3 protein-coding genes are annotated in these 2,943 nt (G+C 53.1%); all 3 read right to left on the bottom strand.

Annotated elements, in window-relative coordinates:
- Positions 1-235: 235 nt before the first annotated feature.
- The 3 genes from RTI30_RS13740 to rpoS all read right to left on the bottom strand — a co-directional run bounded on the left by RTI30_RS13740 (position 236) and on the right by rpoS (position 2,701).
- Positions 236-982: a 2OG-Fe(II) oxygenase gene (locus RTI30_RS13740; protein WP_312284071.1), complete on the bottom strand. Its 747-nt coding sequence runs from the start codon at positions 980-982 to the stop codon at positions 236-238.
- A gap of 336 nt (positions 983-1,318) precedes the next feature.
- On the bottom strand, positions 1,319-1,522 hold the full coding sequence (locus RTI30_RS13735) for a hypothetical protein (RefSeq protein WP_312284070.1): 204 nt from the start codon (positions 1,520-1,522) through the stop codon (positions 1,319-1,321).
- Positions 1,523-1,765: 243 nt separating this feature from the next.
- Positions 1,766-2,701, bottom strand: a complete 936-nt coding sequence (gene rpoS / locus RTI30_RS13730; RefSeq protein ID WP_312284069.1) for an RNA polymerase sigma factor RpoS — start codon at positions 2,699-2,701, stop codon at positions 1,766-1,768.
- Between the last annotated feature and the right edge of the window lie 242 nt (positions 2,702-2,943).

The following is a 2,943-nucleotide window of genomic DNA, read 5'->3' as shown; positions in this document are numbered from 1 at the left end:
CCCCAGGCGAGATGTCGGGACCAGGTCCAATACTGGGCTTCGTCACCCGACAGATGCAGGGGGCCCAGCACGATGATGACATAATGGATGGCTAGAATGGCGAGCAGGAGCAAGCCGATGCCAACTGGCTGCCAGGATATTGAGCGCACGAAACTTTTCATGCGTAAGTCCTGGGGTAATAATGGCTGCGTAAGATTCAAGGATAACAAGCCGGATTAGTAGAATATCAGGACCGTCAGCCAGCCAATCGGTAACCGTCGGCATCCTTGCCCCGCAAGCGTCGCCAGATCACCTGGCCGCTGAGGCGATTGGCAACCACAATGAAGACCTTGCGGTACACTCCGGGTGGGCAGGTGAGCGCCCGTACCCCGTGCCAGGACGCTGAATTCTGGGCGAAGAGAAAGCTTCGATTGCCCAAAACCTGAGATGCGCCGGCTTCTTGCAAATCATCAAAGTTCGGGGCCGAATGCCGCGGCCAGCGACCTTGGGCATCCAGTACCAGGGTCTGTCCGCCCCAAGATTCGTCCCATTCCTCTGGCGTGTTGAAGTAGAAAATGTGGGAACCGATCTTGCGGCGTGCATCGGTGTGGGGGGAGACGGAGGCCCCGGCCGGAGCATAGTGCCAGTGCATGGTGAAAATGACGGGACTGTGCGGACCCAACCCAAGCATCTGGCGCCAGAAGTTCCGGTAGGCGGGGCTATACAGTTCTTTGATGAACTGCTGCCAGTGGGGAGAGAGCTTGGGCAGCAGACTGGGTCGAACTTGTAAGGCCAGCCGGTCATGACTTTTCTGACCATGGGCCCGGCTCTTCCCTATGTGATTTTCGAAAAGGCTCGGATCAGGAAGCTCCGCAGCTAATTGATGAAAAATCTCTGGCCGCAAGAAGCCCTGAATGTTGCGCCACGGGTAAGGCTTGGTTGTCTGAAAGTCCAAACAGGCATCTACACAATCTTGTAAAACATGCTGATCAATACAGTACACGATGTATCCTCATCAATGAGCAGAAAGCCTCATGGCAGACCCTTCAGCCCTTAGCGACCATTGCTGTCACGCCTGGATGGATGCTCGGTCATGCTGGAAGAAGAGCCATGGTTGCGCTTATCCATTCTAGTAACTCGTAAGTAGTTATGCAGTTTGTGGCGTATTCTGATTCGATGGAAGGAGTGCATCCCCCTACAGAACTGGCGAAGGAGAGATGGATATATCTTGATTCTGGGCAAATTCGATGGGTCAGCTTTCCATCGGACCAGTTCGGACAGGGGGATCTGTTGGCGAATCATCAGGTTCAGATAGTGGGTTACCGCCTCTAGCGACAGGTCAGCAACTTCCATAATCCTGGCCTGTAACCAGGCGGCAGCTTTGCCCGCGCCAAGCACAGAGAAGATGGAATATGTCTACCGGGATCTGCACGATAAGGGTGCGATCCTCGGCTACGGTAATCTTGGCAGTGATGTGGTTGGATCTTTTCCTGGCCGCTACGAACAGGGGTTTGGAAGCAACTTGATCCAGAAAATTTGGCATGAGCAACCTCCCATAATATTTTCAATGAGTATAGCAGGTGTTCTGTTTTTTATATAAAAATATATTTTGATGCTCTAATATTAGAACAGGAAACGCCTACCAGCCATCAAAAGCGGTAGTGGAATCTAACCAAAGAAGCGCCTACAGCCCATCCAGAAAAATGGCAATCCAGGGGTACGGGGTCAAAAAGATCCCCAGATCAAGGGCTAGCGGCGGTTCTACTCCTTGCCGGCTGGTAACCCCTCACGCAAAGAGCGAGTACACATCCAGGCCCTCGGCAGCAATGCAGCGCTTGAGATGCAACAAGCCCTCAACCTGAATTTGCCGAATCCGCTCACGGGTTAAGCCCATACGCGCACCCACCTCATCCAGCGTGGCACCGTCATTCCCATCGAGGCCAAAGCGCCAGTACAGCACCAAGCGTTGTTTCTCTTCCAAATCACCAATCAAGGTATGGAGGCGTTGGGCCAAATCCTGTGCTGCTAGTCGCTCTTCTGGACCGGGCACCGCAGGATCAGAAACAGTTTCCTGGAGATTACGCTCGCCTTCCCGATCAAGCCCTGCATCCAAACTCCCCACCCGATTGTTCATTTCCAGATAATTGCGAATTTCGTCAATGGGTCGCTCCAGCGCGGCAGCCAATTCCTCGGGGCTCGGATCCCGATGGAGTTTCTGCTCCAGGCAGCGGGCCGCACGCAGAATCGAGGCAAGCTCCTTGGTGATATGGATAGGTAGACGGATAGTGCGGGTCTGGTTCATGAGCGCCCGCTCAATGTTTTGACGAATCCACCACGTAGCATACGTGGAAAAACGAAATCCCCGTTCGGGATCAAATTTTTCCACCGCATGCATGAGTCCCAGATTGCCCTCCTCAATCAGGTCCAAGAGTGGTAAACCCCGATTGACATACCGGCGGGCCAGGCGCACCACCAGGCGCAAATTACACTCGATCATCCGCCGACGGGCATCGGCATTGCCCTGTTGCACCAGCCTTCCCAACTCCACCTCTTCCAGAGCGGTCAGCAGTGGATTGTGACCAATTTCCTGAAGATAGCATTGCGTAGCATCCCAATCGGGGCCGTGCTCCGCCAAGACCGGATCGGGGCTGTCACTCTCGGTAAGGTTTTCGGGCTCTCCTTCCGCCAGTTCCAACTCCTGATCCAGCGCTTCGCGACTCATTTCAAGCTCCTTTGTGTTTACCGGTTATTCGATTGTTCATGACCAACTATGTTTGGCAATAGCTTTACGAAAACAACGACCAGGAATAGGTCAATGATCAAAAATCCATCAAACGACCCTTTGATGGAAACAAATGGCGAGGCCTTCCCGGCCAATGTTTTCACCTGAATCCGTGACTTCGATCCCCAGAAAATATCCTAATAACATGTTTTCCATGGTATAATCTGATTTTCAGTGATTCA

The sequence above is a fragment of the Candidatus Igneacidithiobacillus taiwanensis genome (assembly GCF_031962545.1).
Classification (GTDB): domain Bacteria; phylum Pseudomonadota; class Gammaproteobacteria; order Acidithiobacillales; family Acidithiobacillaceae; genus Igneacidithiobacillus; species Igneacidithiobacillus taiwanensis.
Note: the sequence above shows the minus strand (reverse complement) of the source record. Positions and strands in the feature narration are given on the sequence as shown.

What these genes read in the sequence shown, in the direction of transcription:
- RTI30_RS13735 (WP_312284070.1), bottom strand. Translation starts at nt 1,522, where the DNA reads ATGCCAAATTTTCTGGATCAAGTTGCTTCCAAACCCCTGTTCGTAGCG.
- rpoS (WP_312284069.1), bottom strand. Translation starts at nt 2,701, where the DNA reads ATGAGTCGCGAAGCGCTGGATCAGGAGTTGGAACTGGCGGAAGGAGAG.